The organism is Candidatus Saccharibacteria bacterium (assembly GCA_034521515.1).
In the GTDB taxonomy this organism is placed as follows: Bacteria; Patescibacteriota; Saccharimonadia; order Saccharimonadales; family JAXHMH01; genus JAXHMH01.
In genome coordinates, this window is the sequence record JAXHMH010000002.1 from 580,583 (window position 1) to 607,450 (window position 26,868).

Consider the following 26,868-nt stretch of genomic DNA (forward strand, 5'->3'; position numbering starts at 1 on the left):
TAACCCTGTCTCCACCCTACACCCTATACCCTATACCCTGTACCCTAGCCCTTCCCTCTGCTATACTACCTACCATAAGCAAGTAGGCAAGACAGTAAGACAGCAAGACAGTGGAGCCACTATCAAACGGTTAATACAAACACTAGCCACAGATATCAAAAAGACACTTAGCTTCATGGGCGAGCGGATTGTTCCTATCCTGATTGCCGTACTATTGCTTGGTATTGGCGGTGCAGTGTTTGCCAACCTAAACCCACCAGCCCCACCAACTGATCCGTCCAGTCAGAGCTACACCCTAGATGATCTATGCAACCGCCTAGAAACAGGTGCCACCGGCAGTATGGTGGCAACTTTCACCGAACCAACGTCTGGCCCGGGTGATAGTACCCCGATGTGTAGCTTAGATGAACTGTTCGGCCTACTACCAGAAGTAGATGAGGATTGCGCCGAGTCAAGCCAGGTCATACCAGGCTCTACCTACTGGAGTTTGTGTGACACAAGTGAGTTCGGTGAGGGCTTCATTTCAATCTCACTCGCGGCTACCGGTCAAGACACCTGCTACGATGCCGCAGGCAGTGTCATAGCTTGTGCCGGTACTGGCCAAGATGGTGAGTACCAAATGGGTCAAACCGCCAGCCCACGTTTCACCGACAACAGCGACGGCACCGTAACCGACAACCTCACTGGCCTAATATGGCTCAAGAACGCTAATTGCTTTGGTACAGAAACATGGGCCAATGCTCTGAGTGAAGCCAATGGACTGGCCAGTGGCTCTTGCGGGCTTACCGATGGCAGTAGTGCCGGAGATTGGCGGCTACCTAACATTACCGAACTAGAGAGCATAGTTTATTTACAGGAAACCTTCCCGACACTACCAATTGGCCACCCTTTTAGTGGTATGGAATCAAGTTTTTACTGGACATCTACTACAAGAATGTCCTTTAGGCCCACTGTTTGGACTATTAACTTCGGCACGGGATGGATCTCAGGTAGATATAAGACTGATACCGGCTACTACGTGTGGCCAGTACGTTAAGAGGGCGGCCTTAAGAAAAAACACAGCCACAATCTAAGATATTTATTTCAATTAACATTATTGTCCACCTGTTCCAATTTATTGCTAGTTATACATTTCCACGGAGGGGTTCTCGTAAGTATTTCCGAAAAAATCGCAAAATAAACCAGTAGAGCCACACGGAGTAACTGGATATACGAGTTAATCTCGGACACAACGCAAGATACTATAATTGACCAACGATTTTAATCATTAACGTACGGGCCATAGGTAGTGGGTATCGGTCTTAGCACCATGGCTACTACTACCGGCTAAATGTACAGTCCATGCCGTAGACTCGTCATACAACCTAGTAGTTGATGTCCAGTAAGTATTATTTGTCACGCTGGTAAAAGGGTGGCCAATTGGCAGTGAGGCAAACGCTTGCTGATAGTCAATTAAACTTAGGACTTCTTTCCGGTTTGATAGCCGCCAATCGCCTGAGATAGATCCGTCACTCAAACCACAAGTGCCACTCGCGAGAGTGTTAGCATCCGACAAAGCTTGCTCCCATGTTCTGCTATCAAAGCAATTAGCGTTCTTGAGCCATATTAGGCCAGTGAGGTTGTCGGTTACGGTGCCGTCGTTGTTGTCAGTGAACCGAGGGCTGGTGGCTACACCATACTGGTACTCACCGTCTTGGCCAGTACCGGCACATGAGATGGGGTCTCCGGCTACGTCGTAACAATCAGTTTGTCCGCTAGCCGGTAACTGCACCGGCCACTCAGTCTCGACATCTGCTGCTGTTCCAGTCAAGTATCCCCATTCGCCACTGCATAATCCCCAATAGGTTTGGCCGTCTATTACGTCACTTGGCTGAGCGCAATTGGTGTCATCTACTTCCGGCATGAGAGCCATTAAGTCATTGAGACTATGCATAGTAGTGCTACTTGGTCCGCTGGTTGGCCCGACGAAACCGGATTGGGTTGGCGAAGCAGAGCCAGTCGTTAGCTTCTCATAAACTTGATTTAGTGTCGGACGCTGCGAACTAGGGCTATTGGGGCCACTTGGTGGGGTGAGTTGAGCCAAGGCTACACCTGGCCATAAACCAGCGCAAACCACCAAACCCAATAATACTAACCCCGGTCTATAGATAGACCTAAGAGCCTGCTTTAATGATACAAATGTTGGTTTTGATTTCTGGCTCAACATCACGCTTGTCCTTTGTCTTATTGTAGCACAATAAAGCAGCATCAGAGGAGTACCTCTATTGCATTAAAAACTTAACACCAAATCACTTTACTTAACTAGGATTACTAGATTTTAAAACATATTTTGCTGTGATTTTGGGGTAGGGGAATAAACGCGCCACTCGACTGGCGCGTTTATAGATGTCTAGTTAAATACTGGGATAATGGCGCGGTTAGTGTTGACATTTGACATATATCGTGCTAGAGTTTACTGATTGTTAAAAGTGAATCCGAGTCTGTTAGTTTAGATATTTTGGCTTCATTTGAACAAGCTAGGTATCAATAACTAATAACACACAAGGATTCTTTTTTATGCCTTATAACACAACTAAACGACGTCACTCGGTATATTCGAGTGCCCGTAACAACAGTAGCCGCCGCCCAGGTGGTAATGCTCGTGGTAATAACCGTGGTCAGCGCCGTGGTCAATATATTAATCCGGATCGTTTTGTCCAAAAGGCAAAGCCGATCGATACACCCGACTACGTACCGCAAAACACCTTTGCGGACTTTAAGGTGCATGACTTAATCAAGCAAAACCTGACAGCTAAGGGATACAAAATTCCTTCTGCTATTCAGGATCAGACTATCCCAATGGGGCTTATCGGCCAGGATATCATTGGTATTGCTAATACCGGAACCGGTAAGACGGCAGCTTTTGCAGTACCAGTGCTACACAAATTAATGCAAGACAAGAACAGCAACGCTCTTATCGTGGCACCAACCCGTGAGTTGGCGCAGCAGATCGAGGACGAGCTCAAGTCTATTGCCAAAGGTAGCGGTTTGACGGGCGTACTGCTTATAGGCGGTACATCAATGGGTCCGCAGCTACGTGACCTGCGTAATCGTCCTCGAGTCGTTATAGGTACGCCGGGACGTATCAAAGACCACATCGAGCGTAAAACACTCAAACTAGACATATTTAATGTAGTGGTATTAGACGAAGTCGACCGCATGCTTGATATGGGATTCATTGCGGACGTGCGGTTTATACTGAGCAATTTGCATAAAGAGCGCCAATCATTTTTCTTCAGCGCTACCATGGACGCTAAAGTACAGCAGCTGATTGAGACGTTTTCGAACGATCCGGTAGCCGTATCCGTAAAAACTGGTGAGACTAGCGACAACGTTAACCAAGATGTTATACGGTTCCGTGGCAACATGGAAAAGATAGACAAGTTGCATGAAGTTTTGATCCAGGACGAAGTTGCTAAGATTATCTTGTTTGATGAAACTCAACGCAGCGTGGAACGCCTCAGTAACGAGCTGATTGCTCGTGGCTTTAAAGCCGACGCCATTCACGGTGGCAAAAGCCAGGGTCAGCGTCAACGCGCTTTAAATCGCTTTAAAAAGAATGAGATATCGATACTGGTTGCAACCGATGTGGCGGCTCGTGGAATTGACGTAGTGGATATAACGCACGTGATTAACTATTCTACCCCACAGAGTTACCAAGATTACTCTCACCGTGTAGGTCGTGCCGGCCGCGCCGGACGCCCGGGCGAAGCGTTGACATTTGTATCGCACTAATAAATACCAACATTTCCAGAGCGTAAATTACATCAACGCAAAAACAGTGTGTTGGTTAATATAAGGAATTTGCCAGATGGTACTAAAAAATTAGAGGTAGAGAAAAGCGGTTTTTACTCCCGTTACTCCTTGACCAGAGGAGAGAAACCGCCTAATCTGAAGTTATGCTTGATCGCGCACGTAACGCGGCTCAGATCGTCCGAAACAATATGACGTTCCTGCGCAGCGCCAAAAATATAAAACCCGAAGAAGTACGCGAAGCGCGCCAATATATACGTGGTTACTGGAAGCGACTGGAGCGTAAACACCGTAAAGATGATGAGAGTTTACTTGGGCTACCCAACAAATATCTCGTGCCGGCGTACGAAGAAGGGCACGAGTTTGACTTTAACGAGATGTATTACTGGGACAGCTATTTTATGGCGCAGGGATTGTATGACGAGCGACACAAAGACCTTCTTGTCGGCATTGTTGACAACCTGATTTATATGTTTAAGCGGTTTAAGATTATTCCAAACGCTTCGCGTACTTATCTTATGGGACGTAGTCAGCCACCGTTTCTAACCAGTTTTATATGGGAAGTGTACGAAGCTTATAACCTTAGTGATAAGTGGCTTAAAGATGCTATGGCAGTGGCCGAGGCCGAATACACAACTGTCTGGATGGGAACAGTCAAACCAAACGTAAGGCAGGTGCATGAAGGGCTCAGTCGCTACTATGACATCAACTATCTGCACAACTTGGCTGAGGCGGAAAGTGGCTGGGACATGACGCCGCGGTTTGGGCATAAATGTTTGGAATATTTACCAGTGGATTTAAACGCGCTGTTATACAAATATGAAATGGATTTTGCGCGCTATTATCGTCACCTAAAGGATAAAAAGACAGCAGCCAAGTGGGAAGTTTCAGCCGACAAGAGGGCTAAAGTTATGAATAAGCTAATGTGGAGTGATTTACGAGGTTTATATTATGATTACAATTACGTTAAAAAACGCCGCGGTGGTGTAGCCTCACTGGCCAGTTTTTATCCGATGTGGGCTGGTATGGTAGATAAAAAACGAGCTGTTGATATGGTTGGATCTCTAACTAGGTTTGAGAGTAAGGGCGGCTTGGCCACAACTGACGCACAGCCATCAAACCAGTTTATGCCAGGCAGCGTACCGACCCAGTGGGCGCACCCCAATGGCTGGGCGCCGCTTCACTATATTGTGGTTAAAGGTTTGCAGCGCTATGGCTACGACGACGACGCTCGCCGTATTGCTAACAAGTGGCTGCACACAAACTTAAATTGGTATAACAAGCACGGTGTTTTCTTAGAGAAATATAATGTTGTTCAGCCGCACAAGCCGCCGCTCAAGGGTCTTTATCCGACCCAGACCGGGTTTGGTTGGAGTAATGCAGTATTTGAGAGACTCTGCCAAGAATACGTCGACGAGTGACGCATCGTCAGCCTGCTTGCTGGCGGAGCTTGCAACACCGCTGACTCGTAGCGCGCTGCTGTGTCAATGACTCCAGTGTTCCTTCACCGTACTATTTGTACGGCTCAGTCCACGCTTCGTCATTTCCGTGCATCGCATCTACGTGCGTCCCTCATCCCTTGTGTGCTGCATACAAGGCTATAGTCGTTGTTACTGATGTCCTCGAGCGCATCTTTTTTGGATTTTTGGGTTAGAATTAATGGGTGGATAATGAAAATATTTTGCCTTGCGTAGATAAATTAGTGTTTGATACGAAGGAGCAAGCCATAGGCGGAGCAGTCGCAGTTAAATATCAGCGAGGTTTAGAGCTTAAAGTCTATCAATGCAGCCACTGTAGGTTGTGGCATCTGTCGTCTACCTAAAATGCTACTGTTTTGTTGACACTAAGCGTACAATTAAAGATAACCTAAAAAAGGCAAACAAAAAGTGTCAACGCAAGAAACGTTTCATCAAAGATCTCCTTTAGTTGAAGCGTTTGTTGTGCCGAATTCAGAAAGCCATGACAGCCGAATAAAAAACTCCTTATCGGTTGAGCGGCAAGCTAAGCTGATAACTGGTTTTATCATCGACCATTATGATCCATGGCCAGTTGGTTTAGTGACGGTTGATAGCGGCAGTAATCAGATCGCCGATGAAGTCTCAAAAGGTCTTGGTGGTATTGAAGTGTATCGCAGCCGTAAATTACCGGATAACTCATTTACGTTTGAGAAAGAAGACAAACCGTTTGGTTATCGCGATGCTGGTGATAAATTGCTCGAACTAGAACCGCAGGGCAGTGAACCTGATTTATTGCTTATCGTTGAAGATGCCGTCGTGAGCGGGAAAAACGTTCTGCAGGTCGCTCGGATCGTAAAGCAACTAACGTATAACGAATCAGAACCCGAGAGAAGCCCTGTGGTTGAAGCTATTGCAACGTGGGCGAGTAGTGCTGGCTGCCAGCGACTTCAGGCCGCGGGATTATATTGCGCGACGGTTTTAGAAGAAGAATCAGACAGATATTTCCTATAAACGTAGGTTAGTCTGCGAAAATAATACAAGAAAAGCCTGAAAAGTAGCGTCTCTTGAGGTAGACTAGGGGTATATGAATTACTTTGTGACGACTTCTATTCCTTATGTTAATGGCGAACCGCATATTGGGCACGCTCTAGAATTTATTATGGCTGATGTGCTGGCGCGGAATGCTCGCAAAGAGGGCAAGCCAGTTATTTTTAGCACGGGTACAGATGAGCACGGCGGCAAGATTGCCGATAAAGCTGCAGAAGCTGGCCTCAAGCCCGAGGAGTTTGCTGCAAACATGAGCCAGAATTTCCGTGATCTAGCCAAGGCATTGAATATTAGCAACGATCGATTTATTCGTACTACTGATAAAGGGCATGAACAGCGCGCGCAAATTATCTGGAAAGCCTTAGAAAGTGATATATACAAGCACGCTTATAGCGGTTTGTATTGCACGGGTTGTGAAGCGTTTGTTACCGAAGCTACCGCTAAGGAGAATAATAATATATGCCCAGATCATGACAAGGCATATGAAAAGATCGAAGAAGAAAATTATTTTTTTAAGCTTAGTAAGTATGCGCCACAAATCGCAGAAGCCATCAATGATAAGTCATTTCAGATTATTCCGGCAAGTCGCAAAAATGAGATTGAATCAGTCATTAAGTCAGGTTTAGAAGACATTAGTATTAGCCGGCCTAAAGAAAAGATCGGTTGGGGCGTACCAGTGCCAAATGATAAGACACAAGTTATGTATGTCTGGTTCGAAGCGCTAATGAACTATATTACGGTGCTCGGCTATCCCGAACACGAAGATTTTAAGGCGTACTGGCCAGCCAATGTGCAGGTTATTGGCAAGGATATATTGCGGTTTCATGCGGCAATTTGGCCGGGTATGCTGCTGGCGCTTGGTTTACCACTACCAGAAAAATTATTTGTACATGGCTTTATCAACATAGAAGGCAAAAAAATGAGTAAGTCACTCGGCAACTACGTGACACCCAAGCAAATTTTAGACCAATACAACACTGACGTTTTCCGCTACTTTTTCTTGCGGCACATTCCAAGTTATGACGACGGTGATTTTAGTTGGGATAGACTGCACGAAGTTTATAATAATGAGCTCGCCAACGAGCTTGGCAATGCCGTGCAAAGGACAACCGCTATGATTAATCGTTATCAAGATGGAGTTATTGGCGATACTCCGCAGACTGAGCACGATACCGCTACATACCGTGAGGCGATTGAGCAATGCCATTTTGATAGAGCGCTTGAGGAAGTCTGGAACCAAGTTCGAGGACTAAACCAATATATCGACGAGCAAAAGCCCTGGGTAATAGCCAAAGAGGGTGATAAAGAACATTTAAGAGAAGTATTGTCCTATCAAGCAGGTGCGCTGCTGCAGATTGCTGATTTATTGGAGCCTTTTATGCCACAAACAAGCAGTAAAATAAAAGCAGTGTTTGAAAAAGGGGTCGTTGAGCCGATTGAAGGGACGCTGTTTCCACGCCGAGATTCCGCACCAGAGGGCTTAGCCGAACAGAAAGGGGCTTAGTCCAGGTATGTACAGTAGTTTCGCATTTGAGCGCACAGTGCATTTTCTCAGCGATAAACTGACAGAGCTATATATTGAATACAACGACGGAGTAGCACAGCTGAAAAATGTGGTGCGAGCCAAGAGTATCTTGCAGAGCCGGGCTTTGCTTGGTTTGGAAAGGTGTGGTGCGTAAGTACTGTGGAGTTTATTGATACACATTGTCATATCCACTTCCCGGATTACGAGCTTGATCCGGAGGAGGTAATCACCGCTGCAAAAGCGGATGGCGTTAAGCGGTTAATTGCCGTCGGGTGTACTTTGCGGGATAGTGAGCTCGGCATAAAAATGGCTCAGCGACATGATAACATTTGGGCTAGTATTGGCATTCATCCTCATGAAAGTGGTGAATATGTGCACGATCATCATGCACTTCAGCAATTGCGTGGGCTTGGCAAAGAACCAAAAGTCGTAGCTGTCGGAGAAACAGGGCTGGATTATCACTATATGCATTCGTCAAAAAGTGATCAGCAAAAGATGTTTCGTTATCAACTAGATATTGCCAAAGAACATAATTTGCCGTTAATTTTCCATGTGCGGGAAGCCGCAGCATCATCAGAAGATGCTGGACAGGCTTTTGATGATTTTTTTGAGATTTTAGACGACTATAAGGGTATCCGCGGAGTGGTGCACAGTTTTAGCTCCAACAGGGGCAATTTGAGCCGGATTTTAGACCACGGCCTCTACGTTGGCCTCAACGGTATTATGACTTTCACCAAAGACCAGGAGCAGCAAGCGGCCGCAAAGGCGGTACCGCTTGAAAAATTGTTGCTTGAAACTGACGCTCCATTCTTGACCCCTGTCCCGTATCGTGGTACAATCTGCGAGCCGAAACATGTGGTGGTGACCGCTAAATTCTTAAGTGACTTGAGGGGAGAAACCCTTGAGGAATTAGCTGCGGCCACAACCCATAACGCTAAGGAGTTGTTTAAACTGGCATGAATCATAATAATCCAGAACTAGAAAAAGTTTCTGCAGAACTAAGCAGCAGGTTTGCCGTGCTTAACGAGGCGGCAGATAGAACTATTGCTGCGCTGGAACGACAGATCGGTCCAGAGCCTGATCAGTTTACTGAGCAAGTTATGGCCGTGCAGCCGGAGTATAAAACTCCAGATCTTGACGCTACTTCCTATGATCAATACGATCAAGCAGCTCTACGTCAGAGGATTGCTCTACTGAGCCAGAAAAACCCTATTACAGGAGACTCAGAAGCTAAACCATCAAACGTTATTGAGTTTCCTGGAAACAGCAAGACCGACATGTCTCAAGAAAGCAACGATCAATCTAGGCAGGGTATAGCGGCATGATTGTAAAGAAAATTTTCAGCAACATTATTGCCCAAAAACAAGCTCAAAGACGTGCTGAGTTACAGCAAAAACTCATCAGACACGAAGCACGTATTGGCGGTCAGTTGTTCGGGTCGGTAGCTCCGGGCGGTAGGCGAGAGTTTTTCTGTCTGGACGAGCATACTTGGGTGTGGCATGAAGAATGGATCGACAATAATGGTCAACGCCAGATAACTACAACCAGATATGATGTACGACCAAACGGTGTCATAAAATCTCAAAACGGGCATTACCAAAGCTTAAGCCGTGAAGAAGCGATTCATCTACGTGACGCTATTAAGCTGTATGTACGGCGGACACGAGCTGAAATTTATCAGTTCGCCTAAGTCTCGAGCTGCCTTTATACTAGACGTGGTATGAATAAGTCGATTTATCTTGATTATGCCGCTGCAACACCGCTTGATCCAAGCGTTTTCAAGGCTATGCAGCCGTATTATATGCAAAAGTTTTACAATCCATCGGCACCATACTTATCAGGTAAAGCTGTGCGCGACGAGATTGAGGCAGCTCGCGGACGTATTGCTCGGTGGCTTGGTGCTCGCCCAGCTGAAATTACTTTTACCGCCAGTGGTACCGAAGCCAATAACTTAGCTATCCATGGCGTGATGCGCCAGTTTCCTGATGCGAACATGGTAGTAAGTGCGGTAGAGCACGAAGCCGTAATGGCGCCAGCGCATCGCTACAATTGCCGTGAAGCTGTGGTTAGGCCGAGTGGCTTGGTTGACATACAACAACTTGCCAAATCAATTGATGATAAGACAGTTTTGGTAAGCATTATGTACGCCAATAATGAAATCGGTACTATCCAGCCCTTGCGGCAGGTGGCGCAGGTTGTCGAAGAAGAAAGAGCTCGTAGATATAACCAAAAAGACGGTCTTCCAATCTATCTACATACCGATGCCTGTCAGGCTGGTAATTATCTTAACCTGCACGTGCATGGCCTCGGTGTCGATTTGTTGACGCTAAATGCTGGTAAAATTTATGGTCCAAAGCAGACCGGATTGTTGTATGCCCGGACTGGCATTCAGCTTGTGCCGTTGATTGATGGCGGCGGACAAGAGAACGGCCGTCGGAGCGGCACGGAAAGTCCAGCCAATATTGCTGGGTTTGCTGCGGCGCTTGATCTCGTTCAAGGGGACAAGCAGGCGGAAAGCAAACGTACTCTAGAGCTGCAATCACTTTTTTTCGATTTGCTTAAGAGAAAAATACCGCAGGCGGTCATAAACGGCACTAAGAAACAACGTTTGCCCAACAACGTCCACATAACCATTCCGGGCACAGATAACGAGCGAATTATGATGGAGTTGGATCAGCGTGGTGTTATGTGTGCTGTAGGTTCGGCCTGTAGCGCCAGCAAGGAAGAGCCATCACACGTCTTAAGAGCAATCGGCTTAAGTGAGTCGCAGGCTCAAGCTTCACTCCGCTTTACTATGGGTCGTCAAACCAAGGAGAGCGATATCAAAAAAACAGTCGATATGTTAAGCAAACTAGTTAGTCACGCTTGATTCAGGCTTGCTACAGATAACAGATATGCTTATACTAAGAGCATAATTATTGACATGAAGACAAAAATAAGACAATTTATCACGGTTCCAAAAATATTTGCTCTGGCATTACTGATTGTGTTGGTGATGCTTGGTGCTCGGGGTGCTGTACAGGCACAAGCCGTGTCACAAGGTTATAATACCGAAGAACAGCTCCAGAGCGGTCTTATTGTTAAATTCGACGACGAAGACACCTCATATGTAGAGCCTCTCTCCATAGAGTTTGCCGATCAAATGCTCGGAGTGACTGTCGGTCAAAACGATGCCCCGATTACCTTATCGGACGAGGAAAACACTATTTTTGTGGCTACAACCGGACGGTATGACGTGATAGTTAGTAACCAGAATGGAGCGATTAATGCTGGTGATTATATTACGATTTCTTCGTTGCGTGGTATTGGTATGAAAGTTGATACCAGTGCGCCGGTTGTGGTCGGTCGCGCATTAGAAAGCTTTGACGGACAGGATTCGTTCGGAACCACGGAGGTGTCCGGAAAAACTGTAGCCCTGGGAAGAGTAGAGGTGGATATAACGGTTGCCAGAAACCCGATATTAAAAGTAGAAGAAAACGTACCGGAGTTTTTGCGTCGCGCTGCAGAACAAATAGCCGGTAAGCGAGTTGACGCGCTTAGGGTTTATGTCGGCTTGGTTATATTTATCATTGGTACGGCAATTGCTGCGACTCTCATGTACGGGGGTGTGAAAAGCGGTATCATATCTATTGGGCGTAACCCGTTGTCCAAAAGTTCCATTATTAGAAGTATGGTTCAGGTTATCATAGTCGGACTGATCGTTTTTATTACGAGCATATTTGCGGTATATTTACTACTAAGGTTATAAAGGTTCAGAAGGTGGGCAATACGTGGAACTGTATCAACTTATATTAATAATCGGAAGCATTCTCGCCAGCACTCTGGCCTTCTTGTGGGTTGTGTTTAAGATAAACGGTTCTGGTAAAACCCAGCAAGGCACCGGCGTATTAACAGGCAAAGCTCAAGAAGATGTCGAGCATATATTTAACGACGAATTTCGTGAGGAGCTGCGTAATCGTGGGCGATTGCACTTTGAGAAGATTATAGGCGAAAATGCTATGTTCTTACAGCAAGACCTTAGGCTGACGACGTCTCAGCTTAATGAGTTCATGAAAACAGAAATAACCCGTAAGTTGCAGGATGAATTTGCCAAGTATGAAGAGTCAATCACTGACGCCAAACAGCTGGCAATTGACTCCATAAATAAGACGCAAGAAGCCGTTGAACAACAACGTCAATTAATGGGGCAACAACTCCAGAAAGAACTTGCCGATGAGCGTCAGCGGTTGATTAAGCGGTTCGAGAACGATATGACGGATATAATCAACCATTATGTTTTGGCAGCAATAGGCGACCAAATTGATTTAAATGACCAATTGGAATTTATTCTATCTGATTTGGAGGCCAACAAGGACGCAATTATAAGGGATCTAAGTGGAAATGGCTGATAAACCAAAGCAACCCACTATAAAGTTACCGCTAAGCGCAGCAACTCGTGTTGATGTGAACCGTTTGTTTCGTGAGGTAGACTCGCTCAATAATTTTATAAAGGCCAGCACGATTCGTGAGCCGGGTACGCAGCCGCAGCTTCCAAAGACAAGTAAACTGCTTGACGAACTATTGTCTACAAACAAGCTAAATGCCTTGGTTACAGATGACAGAGAGCGACTAAGTGCCTTTCTTGGAGAGCTTAAAGAACAGGCACCGTTACTGCATATTAGTTTTCAGGCTGATCCGCCGCCGCAGTTCATGCAGAAATTGATGCAATGGTTACGGCAGGAGATTCACCCGCACGTACTGGTTCAAATTGGCTTACAGCCAGGTATAGGAGCTGGTTGTGTGGTTCGAACGCAAAACAAATATTTTGATTTTAGTTTGCGAAACTACTTTGACAGTAAGCGAGAATTACTACTGACAAAACTGCACAACGCTCCAGAGGTTGAACCCGCACCGCCAAAGCAAACAGCTGACGAGGTAACTTCATGAATAGCGGCAATCGACACTTTGACAAACTTGTCGAAGCGGGTAATCCAGTAGGTGAAGTCATCTCCGTTAACAAATTTCTGCTGCGCGTAGAAGGGCTGCAGCCTTGTTCTATCAACGCACTTGTTTTGTTTAGCGACGGTAGCAAAGGGTTTGTTCACCAGGTTCTTACCGACCATGTAGTGGTGTTACATCTTGGTGATACCGAGATGGAAATAGGTAAAGTTGCTGTAATCCAGCACCAAGAATTGGTCTGTAAAGTCGGGAAAGATTTTATCGGACGAGTTGTCTCAATAACTGGCGAGCCGCTTGACGGTAAAGGCCCGATAGCTGTCGATGCTACACGACCGGTATTTAACACCGCGCCGGCGCTTTATCAACGTAAAGCCCTAGATACGCAGCTAGAGAGCGGCGTGACTGCAATAGATGCGTTCTTTCCAGTAGTACGAGGTCAACGTATGGCATTGCTTGGCGATAGTAAATCGGGTAAAAGTACGCTGGTAACTCAGCTTACGACAAACCAGAAAAATACCGACCAAGTGGTTGTATATGCCATGATTACTAAACGTCGAAGCGATGTGGACATGTTGGTTACCAGGTTGCAGGAAAGTGGCGGGTTAGAAAAAGCGATTGTGGTGGTGTCGACCATGTTCGAGTCGCTTATTACCAGCTATCTAGCGCCGTATGTGGCTTGTGCTATGGCTGAGTATTTGTGGCAAGACTTAGGCCAAGACGCCATTATTATTTATGATGACTTAACCAGTCACGCCCATGCTTACCGAGAAGTTGCATTGTTATCAGGGGTGAGTCCAGGGCGGGATTCTTACCCGGGTGACATGTTTTATGCTCACTCTAGCTTATTGGAGCGTGCTGGACGGCTTGATAGTAACGGAGCCCATCTTACCAGTATTCCGCTTGTCAACGTCTATGGCGGCGACGCAACAGCCTATTTGCCGACAAATATTATGTCTATTACCGACGGGCAGTGGATTTTAGACATGGATGTATTTAGAAGCGGAATTCGTCCGGCACTGAGCCTCGGGTTATCTGTAACTCGTGTTGGTGGCGTCGGGCATAATAAACGTCAAAAAGAGTTAGCCTCGCAAGCCTTAAAAACTTTAGCAGGATATCGTGAGGCGGAGGAGTTTTCGCACTTTGGTTCAGAGCTGGCAGTAGAAGCAAAGCGCAGCCTAGAAACCGGTAAACGTATTTTTGAACTGCTCACGCAAAACCCCGATGATACGTTCTCGTTCATGGCTCAACAGCTTATGCTTGACGTCGTCTTGAACTTGGAGGACGGTGAATTATTAGATATGTCGCTTCTCAAACAAAAGTCTCCTGAGTTTGCCGAAAAAGTAACAAATGATGAACAGTTTGATAGTATTAAAGATCAGTTTAAAGCTACGTGTTTGGTAGAGCTCAAAGGTGCAGAGCAATCAAAACAGCCAGCTGCTGAGCAGAAACCTCCAGACGATAGTAATCAGAACCAACAAAAGTCTGAACCGCCTCAAAAACCTAAAGCTGACAAATCAGATAAGAAGGAAGAAACCGTCGAGAAAGGAGCCAAGAAATGAGGCATCCTAGTGAAATCGAGCGCGAGGAAAAAGCTGTTGGCACGCTTGTCGAACTAACGAGTGTATTTGAAGGTATCGCCAGTATGCGCATAGCACAGATCAAGAACCAAGTTCTACAAGCGACACAGTTTTTTCATGAGTTGTGGCACATTTATTCACAGCTACGTGTAGACAGTCTATTTAGATTTGGTCGTTCTATGGACGAAGACGAAAGCATCGACAAGGAGCTATATATTTTAATTACGGCTGAGGGCGGATTTAGCGGCGATATCGACCAGAAGCTCATCCAACTTATGATGAAGACCTACGACAAAGACAAGCAAGACATCCTAGTTATTGGACATCACGGAGCGGTTCAGCTCGCGCAAAGAGGTGTATCTTATAGAAAATACTTTAAGTTGCCAACGCGTGACCAGAACATCAATGTTACCCCTATTATCAAATATGTCCAGCAGTACAAAACTACCTCGGTGTTTTATCAGCAATACGTATCGTTAATGGTACAAGACGTGCGCCGTATTGAACTTTCTGCAGCCGTTCAAGAGCAGGGTAAGGATTCTGATAAATCGGAAGATTTCATATCAGAAGTAAATTATATATTTGAACCGAGCACCTACGAAGTAGTAAGCCACCTGGAACGATCCATGTTGCACATTGCACTAAGCCAGCTAATATTAGACTCCAAGCTTGCGCAATATGCTTCGCGGTTTCGGGCTATGTCAGCTTCACACCAAAAGGCCGATGAGTCAAAATCTGAACTACATCTAGCATATAACCACGCACGACGAGCTTTGAAAGACGAGCGGTTAAAAGAGCTAGTTAATGGACTTAGAAAGACGAAGGTACAGATATGAATCCAGGCGTAGTTGTATCCATCAAAGATATTGTTGTTCGTGCACAGTTTGATGATAACGTGCCCGAGATTGGTGAAGTATTGCTTGTCGATAATGGTCACGATACCAAGCTGCTCGTTAACCACCTCGACCGTGGCGGCATTGCCGTGTGTTTGAACATATTTTCTGACAGAAGGTTGCAACGCGGCATGGCGGCCAAACGTACCGGCAAAGGTATTGAGATACCGGTTGGGGAGCCAACTGTTGGTCGTATTTTGAACGCTGTTGGCGACCCGTTAGATGGTAAAGAGCGTATCGAAGGTAAAGATGTTGCCGTGAAAGATATTTTAAAACTGCCATCGTTATCGACTGAATTTTCAAACAAAAAGCCGGAAATCCTAGAGACGGGCATCAAGGTGATTGATTTTTTCACGCCGTTCGTGAAAGGCCGTAAAATCGGTATTATCGGTGGAGCTGGTGTCGGTAAAACCGTGTTAACCATGGAGCTTATTAACAATATTGCTAAACATGGGTCTGGTTTGTCGTTTTTTGCCGGTATTGGTGAGCGTATCCGTGAAGGTCATGAACTATGGGAGACATTAGCCGAGAACGATCTTTTGAAAGATACATGCATGTTCTTTGGCCAGATGAACGAGAACCCTGTCCAGCGTTCGCTTATTGGTGTATCGGCCGTGGCTTCTGCAGAGTATTTCCGTGATGAACAGGGTAAAAATATCCTGTTTTTTGCAGACAACATGTATCGATATGTCCAAGCTCGCAATGAGTTATCAACCATTCTTGATCAAGTACCTAGCGAAGGCGGCTATGGATCCACCATATTCTCCGATATCAAAGTACTGCAGGATCGACTGAGTTCCAACGAGAAGGGTTCGATTACTTCTGTACAGACTATCTATGTGCCGGCCGACGACTTAAGCGACCCGGCTGTACAACTTATTCAACACGAGCTAGACTCGATTATTGTGCTTTCGCGTAAAGTTGCCGAGCAAGGCCAGCGGCCAGCTGTTGATATTAACAAAACGTCCTCAAGTTTGCTGACGCCCGATATTGTTGGCGAGCGACACTACGTTTTGAGTGTTCAAGTACAGTCATTGTTACAAAAATACGAATCCCTAAAAGGTATCATCGCAATTATTGGCGAAAATGAGCTTTCGGCTACTGATCGTGCAGATTACGCTAAAGCAAAGCAGCTAATAAAGAACTTCACCCAGAATATGCACGTGATGACCAAACATAATGGTGTACCCGGAGAGTATTCAACACGTGAGGAAACACTGCGCTCTATTGAAGAAATTATTGCCTAGGAAATCGCATGCCAGAAGAAAACAAACAGCAAGAAAAACAGCAACCAAAACCAGGTTTTATGCACATCAAAGTCTACGCTCCGTTTAAAGTCTATTTTGATGGAGAAGCAAAAAGTATTTCTGCAGAAAACGATACCGGTCCGTTTGACGTATTACCGCAACATCATCACTTCATGACGCTGTTGAACCCTTGCGATATTATTGTAAGAACCGATCAAGGAGAAGAGAAAATAAGTATCCAGCGTGGCATTATGCACGTTAAATCCAATAATGTGGTTGTTTTTCTTGACGTTTAACACACCGTAATCTTTTTAATTGACTAAAGACTAATAAAAAACAGGTAGGTATTGGTGGCTTGAGGAATGTTCTAAATATTAGTCGATTGCTACGTAGTCGAATGCAAAATTAGCTCCTGCCGGAGGTGGGTTGGTTGTGCATATTCTGAAACTGGAACCAGACTTGGTTATATAATAATTTAAACTTGCAGCCGAAGATCCAACAGGCGTAATTACCACATGCGGAGTGCCGTTAAACGGTACAGAAAAATTGACCGTAATAAAACAACCAGCGGGCGGGCTGTTTCCGGTGTTGATATTGACGGTACCTGCGGTATCGGTGCCGCTGATAGATGCGGTACCGCCGCCGCCGAGGGCGCTGCCATTGGTCTGTGATGGTGTTGCCCCACCTGCATCAATATGCCTATTAAGCTGGAGGTCATTGTTTAATTGCAGCGTTTCTATATTGAGTGACGCAGCGGACAGGGTGCCTCCAAATGTACCACTTCCTGTCACCGATAAATCGGACTCTACTAAAAGTTCGCCCTGGATATCTGTGTTACCGGCAATGGAAAGTTGGTTCGCTGCGAATCTGCTCAAAGCTGCTTGTTCCGGACACGGTTATACCCGGCAAACTTAAGGAGCCGCCTACGCGGATAGTGCCAGCCACATCAAGGCTATCGCGCACCAGCACGCTGCCTTTAAAGTCTGCATTGGACTCAATGTTCAGTGTATGTTGCGCATCGCCAATTGTGGTCTCGCTATCGCGAATTTGTTGAAGCTCTTCCTGGGTCAAGGGTTGCCCATCGAATGTGGTGTCGCTATCTTCCTGTGATTGACGCTGAAAACTAACAAAAACAATGAGCCCAGAGACCACAACAACTAGTATGAAGAACAACAAGTATATATTAATGCGGCTTATTGCACCCTGGATACGCTCAGTGAGCTTTCTTTTCTTTTTTGGTTGTTGCGGCTGATCGGCTGGAGGCTGTGAAGAATTAGGGTCAGGCTGGGCGTTTTGGGTGCTTTGAGTAACCGTCCCTTGATCTTCAAGGGTGCTTAATTCGCCGTTATCGTTATCTTTATTTGAATCCATATATACTGGTCATTAACTGTTACAGGTACCATCATACCTATTTTTTCGCTAAAACGTAAGCGTTATTCTTCGTTGTAGCTTGTGAGTTGCTTGCACGTGGAGCCGTTTGATAAAAATTGCCATATATGACAGGAGTAAAAAGTTAATTGCTTATGGTATCATGGTCGTGACATGAAATGGAAAAAAACAAACAGGACATTGCTATTGAGCGTTTTGCTTATAGTCAGTGCGGCTATACCGGTCGCTGCTCAGACTCCCTCATCCAGTAATTATAGTGTTGACGAGTATTTTTTTGGAACTGGCGGTGAAGTTGACATGAACTCTGATAACTTTAACGCACAAGGTTCGTCAGGTAGCTTAGGAGTTGGCGAGAGTTCGAGTGCCGGGTTTCGCTCAGAAGCAGGCTTTCTTAGCCAGAATGCTCCTTTCTTAGAGTTTGTTGTTCAATCAAACTCGGTTGATTTAGGAACACTTGATGTTGGCTCGACTGCAAGTGGTGATGCGAATTTTTATGTCAGAACTTATCTTTCTAGTTCGTACTCTATCATTACGTTAAGTGATCCCCCGACAAACGGCAGCGTTGAGCTGGACGGCATGGCGACAACTGATACGCCATCGGTTGGGACTGAACAATTTGGTATCAATTTGGTCGAAAATACCACCCCTAATATTGGTGCAAATCCAACAAATGTGCCTGATGACGACTTTGCTGACGGAGCGGCTGCTGCCGGGTACAACGTTGCAGATCAATTCCGCTACGGTAAGGGCGAGACAATTGCACAGTCTCCAGCAACGGCGGGTAATCAAGCTGTCGGGCAAACTAATTACACGATATCCTATGTTGCAAACGTTTCTTCTATAACTCCCGGTGGGGCTTATGTTATGGAGCATGAACTTGCTGCGGTACCAACCTTTTAGTGGTGTGTCGAATATGTTTGTGGCTGTGGTATTATTTATATAAGCAGCGTTCCTGTTATAGGTAACAGAAAGTAGTACGCATGCCCGAACACTATTACGCAGAACATAAGCCACATAAACGCAAACTTCGTCTACTGTTGAAAACTACAGTTGTTACAGCTCTTGTGTTGGTTTTGATTGCGGTTGGCTGGTTTCTAGTTCCGCTTTTTGAGCAACAAGAACCTGAACCCGTTACGTCTGATCTGCAGATTAGTTCGGAGGTATCGCCGTTGACGGTGTTTCGGTCGGCTTACTTTCAATTCCAAGCCAGTGATAAATGGGTAGAAGATGCTAAGGCCTCATCCGATGATTTTTATATGTACAGAGCTTACCGTGGGCGCTTGATTGAGCATGACCTTCAGGTATACGTAAACCCGACTCCTGCTGAAATGGCGCGTCTCCGAGCTTCCAGAGTGGTCGCTGTTAATCCAACAAAGGACGGTCTACTAAACGCTAAGAATGGTATAAGCGATCATTGTGGTGAGTCAATAGAAGATCAAAACAAAAGTCCAAGAACAATTACTTTCAGCGGCGTAACTTTTACGTGCCTGGTAGATGGCGTAATTTTTGATGTACTCGCAGGAGAAGACGGCGGTGAACCGCTTATAACACTACAGCGGCCAGATAACGGTGAGGCGCAATACGTTTTGTATTATAGAGACTTGCGAGCAAACCCTGACGGAAAAGAGTTTGAAGAGATTATTAATACATTCCAATCACGATAAAGCTGTGGAAAACTACTAACTAATAGTTGCACAAGCCATAAGCATCGTGGTATAAAGTTGTTATAGCTATCAAAATACAAACAGTTATAAGGAGAAATCCATGCCGAAATCATTAGAACTAACAAGACGAGTCAGCTTATTATTAGCTGCCGGGGTTCTCGCATTAGTGGCTTTGTTGCCAGCCTTTGGAATAGGACAAGTTGGAGCCGAGCAGCTAACATCCCGTAGCGCAACCATAGACAAATCCTACCCTGAAGCAACCGATGTTGAGTACGTCTTTGAATTTGACATCCCAACTGGCGGCGGAACAGCTGTTCAAAGTATCCGTTTGCAGTGGTGTACACAGCCGCTTGGAACATGTGTAGCTCCAACAGATTCCGGCACAGCTTTTGATGCCTCTGGCTTTACGGTTGATGCCCAAAGCTTTACAGAAACCGGAACCTTTGCCAGCAACGGAGGCATTGATGAAAACGACTGTACGGCTGCAACCAACTCCACATACGAGGTTTGTTTAACCCGAACACAAACAACACCAGAAGATGTCGGCACGAAATCCATTACGCTAAGTGGCATAAATCACCCGGACGATGAGCAAACCATATATGTTCGTATAAACCTATATAGCGGTGAAGATTTTGCTACTGCTGATCACCAACACTACGGTGTGGTTGCAGCCGCAATCGTACAGCAGATTACCGTGACTGCTCGTGTCCAAGAACGTTTGGTATTTTGTGTAGGGACAGAGACGAGTGCAGGTTCGGCAGCTGCTACGGATGATTGCGCAGAAGTTAGCGGCACTACTCAGGATCTTGGGGCGGTCGACTTTCTTGCCGTGTGTGTGACATTGAGTAACCCTTGTGAAACAAACAACCCTAGCGATACAACTGGCTCATTTGCCCTTGTCGCCACCAATGCTCAAGAAGGCGCAGGAGTAACCTACTATGCCGAACAGGATACCACCGGTGGCGCTTCTGATCACCTGGGCTCATGCTACGTATTCCTGGCGCAGATTGTGAAAACGAACCAACTGAATCATCGGTTGACCAGTGTTTCAATAGTGCTGGCTGGGATGATGGAATCCCCGGTTTTAACGCACCAGTTAATATAGTGGCTGGAACAGAATCATTCGGCATGACCGTGTCAGATATCAACCAGGGCGGCCTGACTTCTAACATGGTACGAGATGCTGACTATAGAGGTGATGGATCGACTGGCAATGCCACAGCTTGTACCGGTGCAGCAGACGAGCCATGCTGGGCATGGGATCCGACTGGCGACGTCGTACCGATAGCTAGCTCGAATGACGTACTTGATAACGAAGTTCTGTTGATTCAGTTTGCTGCGACTGCTTCACTGACCACCCCAACTGGTCAATATGCTGTCACCAGTACATACGTAGCAACACCGACGTTTTAGTCTAAGTTACACCAATAAAAATAAACAAAAACAAAAATAGGAGAAAAGATGAAAACACAAGAAATATTATTTAAAAGAGCGGTGTCATACATTGCAATAGCTGTATTGTTAGTTGCAAGTTTGTTGCCATTAATGAGTAGCCAAATTGTAAGTGCCGAGCAGCTACCATCCCGTAGCGCAACCATAGACAAATCGTACCCTGAAGCAACCGATGTTGAGTACGTCTTTGAATTTGACATCCCAACCGGCGGCGACACGGCTGTTCAAAGTATACGTATCCAGTGGTGTCAAGATCCGCTTGGAACATGTGTAGCTCCAACAGATTCCGGCACAGCTTTTGATGCCTCGAGTTTTACAGTTGATGCTCAGAGCTTCTCGCAAGCAACTGCTTTTGCTAGCAACGGAGGCATTGATGAAAATGATTGTACAGCTGCAACTAATGGTGCATTTGAAGCCTGTCTAACTCGAACTGAAGCGCTTGACGAAACTTCCGGCACGAAATCCATTACGCTAAGTGGCATAAATCACCCGGACGATGAGCAAACCATATATGTTCGTATAAACCTATATAGCGGTGAAGATTTTGCTACTGCTGATCACCAACACTACGGTGTGGTTGCAGCCGCAATCGTACAGCAGATTACCGTGACTGCTCGTGTCCAAGAACGTTTGGTATTTTGTGTAGGGACAGATACTACTGAAGCAACCGACGGCGATACGGATCAATGTACGGAAATTAGCGGCACTACTCAGGATCTTGGGGCGGTCGACTTTCTTGACGTGTGTGTGACATTGAGTAACCCCTGCGAGACAACCGGGCAGGGTGGAGCCAGCGGTTCATACGCCCTTGTCGCCACCAATGCTCAAGAAGGCGCAGGAGTAACCTACTATGCCGAACAGGATACCACCGGTGGCGCTTCTGATCACCTGGGCTCACTACGTATTCCTGGCGCAGATTGTGAAAACGAACCAACTGAATCATCGGTTGACCAGTGTTTCAATAGTGCTGGCTGGGATGACGGAATCCCCGGTTTTAACGCACCAGTTAATATAGTGGCTGGAACAGAATCATTCGGCATGACCGTGTCAGATATCAACCAGGGCGGCCTGACTTCTAACATGGTACGAGATGCTGACTATAGAGGTGATGGATCGACTGGCAATGCCACAGCTTGTACCGGTGCAGCAGACGAGCCATGCTGGGCATGGGATCCGACTGGCGACGTCGTACCGATAGCTAGCTCGAATGACGTACTTGATAACGAAGTTCTGTTGATTCAGTTTGCTGCGACTGCTTCACTGACCACCCCAACTGGTCAATATGCTGTCACCAGTACATACGTAGCAACACCGACGTTTTAGTCTAAGTTAACGGTTACGTTTTACATGGTTTTGTTCTAAACTATAACCAATGCAAAAAAACGTACGCAAAAAAATCTTGTCGATTGTTACGGTGCTAACACTTGTGTTGGCACCGTTACTAATTGTTCGACCTGCTCACGCAGCGTTATTGACTAGTCGCTCGGTACAGGTGTTAAACCCTCAAGGCGGAGCAACCACAAGTTATATTTTTGGTTTTGATATTAATTCCTCAAACTCAGTCGGTTCTATAAAGTTTGAATTTTGCAGTAATACGCCTTTATTTTCAACACCCTGTACACCGCCAACAGGGTTAGATGTGTCACTGGCTAGTCTTGATTTTGAAGCAGGAGAGACTGGCTTTAGTATGCACTCAGCAACTGACGACAACACCATTGTGATAAGCCGTACTTCAACTGTCACCACACCAGGGCCTAGCCAATACGTGTTTGATAACGTAACAAATCCAAGCGCTCCAAACGATTCAACTTATGTTCGGATTAGCCTACACTCAACTGATGATGGAAGCGGGCCGTTTGTTGACGATGGTGCGGTTGTTTTTAGCACTGTAACTTCTATAACTACCACTGCTTATGTCCCTCCTTTCTTGGTGTTCTGTGTTGGAGTAACAATTGCCCCGGACTGTAGCTCCAGTGCTGGATTTTTGGTTGATCTTGGTGAGTTTGACACATCAGCTGCAAAGACCGGAACATCGCAGTTCGCCGGCGCAACCAATGATCCTGACGGCTTCTCGGTCTCAGTACACGGTACGACCCTAACTTCAGGCAATAACGTTATACCCGCCCTTAATCCGTCAGCCGCAAGCTTACCCGGAACATCACAGTTTGGGATTAATCTACGCAGTAACACTAACCCATCCGTTGGCAGTAACCCTACAGGTAGCGGTACATCCGCACCAGTAAGTGGATACGGCACAGTTAATCAATTTAGGTTTCAGCCAGGTTCGGTTATATCTGAATCGAATATCCCGACTCACTTTACCGTAATGACAGTGTCATACATGGCGAACATTTCCCCGCAGCAGCCTCCCGGCGTTTATAGCGGGACGTTTACATATACCGCGGTTGCAGATTTTTAACCTGAAGAGAATTGCGCAGGGCACGCGTTCCTTGTACAATGATGTTTAGTTATAATGGAAACGGGAAATTAAGGAGGGATGATAAGTATGAAGGTATTTGGCAAGCTGCTGACGGTTATTTCAGTAGCATCACTTGGTTTTATTAGTTTGGCACCAGCAGTTCTTGCTCAACAGCAAGGCGGGAGTGGCCTGAGCGTATCGCCAACACGCACAGAGTTGCGTATTGAGCCAGGTTCAAGCAGTACGTTTACGATTAACGTACGTAACGTTACAACTAACAGTATTACTGCTAGGCCAGTGGTCAATGATTTTTACTCGGATGATGAGACCGGGCAACCACAAATTGTAGTTAACGAAGAGATTGATGTCCCAAGCATACGCCCGTTTATGCCGGAGCTAGACGAGATCACGCTCGCTGAAGGTGAAGATCAATCGGTTGAGATCGTAGTTTCCGTGCCTGAAGATACAGCTCCTGGCGGATACTACGGTGTCGTTCGATATTTAGCTGTTCCTGAAGGAGCCCCTAGCCAGGACGACGGGCAGGTGTCTTTAACTGCTAGTGTCTCATCAATCTTACTCGTGGAAGTACCTGGTGAAATTCGCGAACAAGTACAGCTGAGAAATATTGAATTTTATCGACAGGATATTGCTGGGACATTCTTTACATCACCTCCAGAGCAAGTTGGGTTGCACATTGTTAATCAAGGCAATGGTTTTGAAAAGCCATTTGGCAACGTGTCGGTATCAAATATGTTTGGTAATGAAGTACATAATTACGAGATAAATACCGGGAACCCTCGGAGCAATGTATTGCCGGAAAGTAGCCGTACCTTCAAGAATGATATTGAAGGAGTAAGTATGCCAGGACGTTACATAGCTACCGCTAGTGTTAGTTTTGGTAATGGCGGTGAAGTACTCATACTAAGCGATTCGTTTTGGTACTTGCCGGCGTGGTTCGTCATAGGCGTGTTAGTATTAATCATTCTGATCGGTACCGGCGTCTATTATGCACGCAAGCGCGTCACTACGGGGAGCTTTAAAACCAAGTCCAGTTCTAGTAAGAAATAAATATATTGCGGTAAACTAAAATAACCTCTTCTGTACGGCCGTATGCTAGTATAAGGAGAGGTTATTTAGCATAACAAGAAACATGACACGTCTAATACAAACAACACTAATTATTGCAATTTTGATGGTACCGTTCATGTTACCAACCATAGCGAAGGCGCAATCTTCCGAACAAAGTGGTTCTGTTGGTGTTGAAGGGCGCATCAGCTCGCCGCCACCTACGACTGGAGCAACGATCACATCTCCAAGTAACGGCCAAACCTTCAGCGAAGTCCCAATTACGGTGTCGGGGCTTTGTTCGGACGATTTGCTTATAAAGTTGTTTAAGAACAATGTTTTTGCTGGATCAGCTCAGTGTGACAACGGCAGCTACTCTATTGTGACCGACCTGTTTTCCGGCGACAACGAGCTAGTGGCACGGGTGTTTGACGAACTTGATCAAGCAGGGCCGGATTCAAACACAGTTTCCGTAGTATTTGATAATCCAGCTCCTGGAGGCATAGCCCGTCCGACACTGACTAGTAGTTTTGCCAAGAGGGGGGCTAACCCGGGGCAAACCTTGACGTGGCCTGTGTCGTTGAGCGGCGGACAGGGGCCGTATGCAATGAGTGTCGATTGGGGTGACGGTACACCGCCGGATCTGTTTACGATCGGGCTACCCGGCGAGTTTGACATTGAACATGTCTACGATAACCCTGGAGTGTATAACGTTGTGGTTAGGGCAACTGATAATAATGATACAGCTGCCTTCTTACAGTTGGTAGGAGTCGCTAACGGGCCTCTCAGCCAAACGGATGCTGATGCAGCAGGGGAAGGTCAGGCGACAGCCGCGGCACGAACTCGTATACTTTGGCAGCCGGCGGCCATATTGATACCGTTTATATTCTCAACTTTTTGGCTCGGCAAGAAATATCAACTACATTCAATTCGTAGCAAGATTGAGCGCGGCGAACGCCCTTTCTAGAGTTTTCTTTTCCAAACCTACACCGCAGTAGCGAACAATAAAAGTAGTTATGTAATATTCTAGCTATTTCCAAGACCAGGTCTTGGAAATAAGAATAATATGGTATAGCTATATTTTTGTACTAGCTATAGCTAAGCTAGAGTGATAGGAAGTGGCGAGATGTCTGATAAAATAGGCCAGATGAAGACCATGGCTTTTGCAGTTGGATGTGATGTGGGTGATGCGACGAGCAACGGAGTGAGGTGTACATGACGTACAGCGAACGAGTAGCGGACATACAGAGGTCGCAGCACGCCAAAAGAACTGTCAGTGTTGCGAGCTCTACACGCAAGCAGGACAGTGAGGCGCATAAGCCATGTGTGTATGTTGGAATGAGCGGCGGGGTGGATAGCTCCGTCACGGCAGCCTTGCTCAAAGAACATGGTTATAAGGTTGTAGGTGTGTTCATGAAAAATTGGAGCAAAGACCTGCCCGGTTTCCCGTGCCCCTGGAAAGAAGACTATCAAGACGCCAAGCGCGTAGCTGTACAGTTAGGCATCGACTTTAAAATGTATGATTTTGAGACCCAGTATCGCCAAAAGGTGGTAGATTATATGATTAATGAATACCAGGCTGGGCGCACTCCAAACCCGGACATCGTGTGCAATCAGGAAGTAAAGTTCAAGTTGTTTTTAGATGCGGCTTTAGGGGACGGCGCTGATTTGATAGCAACAGGACATTACGCAAAAGTTAGCAAAAGGCAAAAGGCAAAAGGCAAAAAGGGAACTGCAGAGTTACAAAAAGCCAAGGACGACAACAAGGATCAAACATATTTTTTGTATCGGGTGACGGAAGCAGCGCTAGAAAAAACACTGTTTCCTCTGGGTGATTACACCAAGCCGGAAGTGCGCAAACTCGCCAAGAAATTCGGGTTGGTTACAGCTGGTAAGAAGGAGAGCATGGGGATTTGTTTTGTCGGTAAGGTCGGCATTAAAGAGTTCTTGCAGCAGTACGTCAAAACCGAGCCTGGCGTAATCAAAGATCAGAACGGTGTCACGATTGGCGAACACGATGGCGCAATCTTCTACACCATCGGCCAGCGGCATGGCATGAATGTTGGCGGTGGCCTGCCTTTCTACGTTACCGGCAAAGATATGGATAAAAACGAGGTTTACGTCACGTCTGACATCGCTGACAAAAATCTATGGAGTAAAGCCATTAAACTTACAAGTACACACTGGATTAACGGAGCACCGGAGTCCGGTAGAACCTATCGGGTAAGGACGCGTCACCGCGCCCCGCTCGTAGAAGCCACGCTCATTTCTGCTGAACCAAATGCGCAGCTAGAACTAAAAGATGAAATCCGCGCCCTCACGCCAGGTCAATCCGCTGTCCTCTACGATGGAGACCGCGTCTTAGGCGGCGGCATCGTCATCTAGGGTGACCTCTGGTAC

Annotated in this window: 28 protein-coding genes; 25 read left to right on the forward strand and 3 right to left on the reverse strand. The window is 46.1% G+C overall.

All coding sequences use genetic code 11. From position 1 onward, the window contains the following. Positions 1 to 175: 175 nt before the first annotated feature. Entirely contained in the window at positions 176 to 1,036 is an 861-nt protein-coding gene (locus tag U5K77_03030) for a DUF1566 domain-containing protein (GenBank protein ID MDZ7744706.1), read from the forward strand. A 231-nt stretch (positions 1,037 to 1,267) separates the two neighbouring features. Here the strand turns inward: U5K77_03030 and U5K77_03035 are convergent, their stop codons facing one another. Then, positions 1,268 to 2,083 (reverse strand): DUF1566 domain-containing protein, encoded by an 816-nt coding sequence (locus tag U5K77_03035; GenBank protein ID MDZ7744707.1) that lies wholly within the window; start codon positions 2,081 to 2,083, stop codon positions 1,268 to 1,270. 473 nt (positions 2,084 to 2,556) lie between these two features. On the opposite strand from U5K77_03035, the gene U5K77_03040 reads away from it, so the two are divergent. From U5K77_03040 to U5K77_03110, 15 genes are all read left to right on the forward strand, one after another. After that, positions 2,557 to 3,774 carry a DEAD/DEAH box helicase gene (locus U5K77_03040; GenBank protein ID MDZ7744708.1) on the forward strand — a complete coding sequence of 406 codons (1,218 nt, stop codon included), beginning with the start codon at positions 2,557 to 2,559 and terminating at the stop codon, positions 3,772 to 3,774. A gap of 164 nt (positions 3,775 to 3,938) precedes the next feature. Beyond that, positions 3,939 to 5,213 carry a trehalase family glycosidase gene (locus U5K77_03045; GenBank protein ID MDZ7744709.1) on the forward strand — a complete coding sequence of 425 codons (1,275 nt, stop codon included), beginning with the start codon at positions 3,939 to 3,941 and terminating at the stop codon, positions 5,211 to 5,213. Positions 5,214 to 5,678: 465 nt separating this feature from the next. After that, positions 5,679 to 6,260 (forward strand): hypothetical protein, encoded by a 582-nt coding sequence (locus U5K77_03050; GenBank protein ID MDZ7744710.1) that lies wholly within the window; start codon positions 5,679 to 5,681, stop codon positions 6,258 to 6,260. Positions 6,261 to 6,333: 73 nt separating this feature from the next. After that, complete coding sequence (gene metG / locus U5K77_03055) at positions 6,334 to 7,800, forward strand: methionine--tRNA ligase (GenBank protein ID MDZ7744711.1); 1,467 nt, start codon at positions 6,334 to 6,336, stop codon at positions 7,798 to 7,800. Positions 7,801 to 7,980: 180 nt separating this feature from the next. Beyond that, positions 7,981 to 8,781, forward strand: coding sequence for a TatD family hydrolase (locus tag U5K77_03060; GenBank protein ID MDZ7744712.1), 801 nt, complete (start codon positions 7,981 to 7,983; stop codon positions 8,779 to 8,781). After that, a complete protein-coding gene (locus U5K77_03065; GenBank protein ID MDZ7744713.1) occupies positions 8,778 to 9,146 on the forward strand; it encodes a hypothetical protein in 369 nt (122 codons plus the stop codon). The genes U5K77_03060 and U5K77_03065 overlap by 4 nt, the downstream gene beginning before the upstream one ends. Next, positions 9,143 to 9,511: a hypothetical protein gene (locus U5K77_03070; protein ID MDZ7744714.1), complete on the forward strand. Its 369-nt coding sequence runs from the start codon at positions 9,143 to 9,145 to the stop codon at positions 9,509 to 9,511. The genes U5K77_03065 and U5K77_03070 overlap by 4 nt, the downstream gene beginning before the upstream one ends. A 30-nt stretch (positions 9,512 to 9,541) precedes the next feature. Then, complete coding sequence (locus U5K77_03075) at positions 9,542 to 10,690, forward strand: cysteine desulfurase family protein (protein MDZ7744715.1); 1,149 nt, start codon at positions 9,542 to 9,544, stop codon at positions 10,688 to 10,690. A gap of 54 nt (positions 10,691 to 10,744) precedes the next feature. After that, positions 10,745 to 11,569, forward strand: coding sequence for a hypothetical protein (locus U5K77_03080; protein MDZ7744716.1), 825 nt, complete (start codon positions 10,745 to 10,747; stop codon positions 11,567 to 11,569). A 22-nt stretch (positions 11,570 to 11,591) separates the two neighbouring features. Continuing rightward, positions 11,592 to 12,209 carry a hypothetical protein gene (locus tag U5K77_03085; protein ID MDZ7744717.1) on the forward strand — a complete coding sequence of 206 codons (618 nt, stop codon included), beginning with the start codon at positions 11,592 to 11,594 and terminating at the stop codon, positions 12,207 to 12,209. After that, positions 12,202 to 12,747 (forward strand): hypothetical protein, encoded by a 546-nt coding sequence (locus U5K77_03090; GenBank protein ID MDZ7744718.1) that lies wholly within the window; start codon positions 12,202 to 12,204, stop codon positions 12,745 to 12,747. Before U5K77_03085 ends, U5K77_03090 begins: the two co-directional genes overlap by 8 nt. Continuing rightward, on the forward strand, positions 12,744 to 14,318 hold the full coding sequence (locus tag U5K77_03095) for a sodium-transporting two-sector ATPase (GenBank protein MDZ7744719.1): 1,575 nt from the start codon (positions 12,744 to 12,746) through the stop codon (positions 14,316 to 14,318). The genes U5K77_03090 and U5K77_03095 overlap by 4 nt, the downstream gene beginning before the upstream one ends. Beyond that, positions 14,315 to 15,172 (forward strand): F0F1 ATP synthase subunit gamma, encoded by an 858-nt coding sequence (locus U5K77_03100; GenBank protein ID MDZ7744720.1) that lies wholly within the window; start codon positions 14,315 to 14,317, stop codon positions 15,170 to 15,172. Before U5K77_03095 ends, U5K77_03100 begins: the two co-directional genes overlap by 4 nt. Beyond that, a complete protein-coding gene (locus U5K77_03105; protein ID MDZ7744721.1) occupies positions 15,169 to 16,476 on the forward strand; it encodes a F0F1 ATP synthase subunit beta in 1,308 nt (435 codons plus the stop codon). The genes U5K77_03100 and U5K77_03105 overlap by 4 nt, the downstream gene beginning before the upstream one ends. An 8-nt stretch (positions 16,477 to 16,484) precedes the next feature. Beyond that, positions 16,485 to 16,772, forward strand: coding sequence for a hypothetical protein (locus U5K77_03110; GenBank protein MDZ7744722.1), 288 nt, complete (start codon positions 16,485 to 16,487; stop codon positions 16,770 to 16,772). Between the two features lie 78 nt (positions 16,773 to 16,850). Here U5K77_03110 and U5K77_03115 read toward each other — a convergent pair whose 3' ends face one another. Both U5K77_03115 and U5K77_03120 read right to left on the reverse strand, forming a co-directional pair. Continuing rightward, a complete protein-coding gene (locus U5K77_03115) occupies positions 16,851 to 17,351 on the reverse strand; it encodes a hypothetical protein (protein ID MDZ7744723.1) in 501 nt (166 codons plus the stop codon). After that, the gene (locus tag U5K77_03120) at positions 17,311 to 17,847 is read right to left on the reverse strand and encodes a hypothetical protein (protein ID MDZ7744724.1); all 537 of its coding nucleotides are present in this window, start codon (positions 17,845 to 17,847) and stop codon (positions 17,311 to 17,313) included. The genes U5K77_03115 and U5K77_03120 overlap by 41 nt, the downstream gene beginning before the upstream one ends. A 171-nt stretch (positions 17,848 to 18,018) precedes the next feature. Here U5K77_03120 and U5K77_03125 point away from each other — a divergent pair, with 171 nt between their 5' ends. The 9 genes from U5K77_03125 (at position 18,019) to mnmA (ending at position 26,853) form a co-directional block, all read left to right on the forward strand. Next, on the forward strand, positions 18,019 to 18,765 hold the full coding sequence (locus U5K77_03125; protein ID MDZ7744725.1) for a hypothetical protein: 747 nt from the start codon (positions 18,019 to 18,021) through the stop codon (positions 18,763 to 18,765). An 80-nt stretch (positions 18,766 to 18,845) separates the two neighbouring features. After that, positions 18,846 to 19,529: a hypothetical protein gene (locus U5K77_03130; protein ID MDZ7744726.1), complete on the forward strand. Its 684-nt coding sequence runs from the start codon at positions 18,846 to 18,848 to the stop codon at positions 19,527 to 19,529. A 100-nt stretch (positions 19,530 to 19,629) separates the two neighbouring features. Then, a complete protein-coding gene (locus U5K77_03135) occupies positions 19,630 to 20,637 on the forward strand; it encodes a hypothetical protein (protein ID MDZ7744727.1) in 1,008 nt (335 codons plus the stop codon). Then, on the forward strand, positions 20,637 to 20,945 hold the full coding sequence (locus U5K77_03140; GenBank protein MDZ7744728.1) for a hypothetical protein: 309 nt from the start codon (positions 20,637 to 20,639) through the stop codon (positions 20,943 to 20,945). The genes U5K77_03135 and U5K77_03140 overlap by 1 nt, the downstream gene beginning before the upstream one ends. 48 nt (positions 20,946 to 20,993) lie before the next feature. After that, the gene (locus tag U5K77_03145) at positions 20,994 to 22,307 is read left to right on the forward strand and encodes a hypothetical protein (protein ID MDZ7744729.1); all 1,314 of its coding nucleotides are present in this window, start codon (positions 20,994 to 20,996) and stop codon (positions 22,305 to 22,307) included. A 49-nt stretch (positions 22,308 to 22,356) separates the two neighbouring features. Beyond that, on the forward strand, positions 22,357 to 23,403 hold the full coding sequence (locus U5K77_03150; GenBank protein MDZ7744730.1) for a hypothetical protein: 1,047 nt from the start codon (positions 22,357 to 22,359) through the stop codon (positions 23,401 to 23,403). Between the two features lie 87 nt (positions 23,404 to 23,490). Next, a complete protein-coding gene (locus U5K77_03155) occupies positions 23,491 to 24,471 on the forward strand; it encodes a hypothetical protein (GenBank protein ID MDZ7744731.1) in 981 nt (326 codons plus the stop codon). 82 nt (positions 24,472 to 24,553) lie between these two features. Next, positions 24,554 to 25,435, forward strand: coding sequence for a hypothetical protein (locus tag U5K77_03160; GenBank protein MDZ7744732.1), 882 nt, complete (start codon positions 24,554 to 24,556; stop codon positions 25,433 to 25,435). A 248-nt stretch (positions 25,436 to 25,683) separates the two neighbouring features. After that, positions 25,684 to 26,853: a tRNA 2-thiouridine(34) synthase MnmA gene (gene mnmA, locus U5K77_03165; protein MDZ7744733.1), complete on the forward strand. Its 1,170-nt coding sequence runs from the start codon at positions 25,684 to 25,686 to the stop codon at positions 26,851 to 26,853. Positions 26,854 to 26,868: the final 15 nt, after the last annotated feature.